Origin of the sequence: uncultured Gelidibacter sp., from assembly GCF_947500795.1 — a bacterium.
GTDB lineage: Bacteria > Bacteroidota > Bacteroidia > Flavobacteriales > Flavobacteriaceae > Gelidibacter.
This window is the reverse complement of sequence record NZ_CANMTE010000019.1, coordinates 1-217: the sequence shown is the minus strand read 5'-3', so window position 1 is coordinate 217 and position 217 is coordinate 1. Positions and strand designations below refer to the sequence as shown.

Below are 217 nucleotides of genomic sequence, written 5' to 3'. Positions count from 1 at the left end.
TACCATCGGCGCAAACGGGCTTAACTTCTCTGTTCGGAATGGTAAGAGGTGAGCCCCGTCGCTATAACCACCTTAAGCTTTGGTCCCGCACTTGCTGCGGGATCTCCTACATAAACGGCCCTAAGGCCATTTTATAGGATAATATCTTAACATATTGAAAAAAGGGCATTTCCTGCCTGTATACATAAAAAAGGTTGTACTTGTTAAAAGAACGGCG

1 rRNA gene is annotated in these 217 nt (G+C 44.7%); it reads right to left on the bottom strand.

Annotation, left to right across the window (positions count from 1 at the left end):
• Window positions 1-75, bottom strand: a 5S ribosomal RNA gene (gene rrf / locus Q0947_RS15185); the annotation flags it as partial.
• Window positions 76-217: the final 142 nt, after the last annotated feature.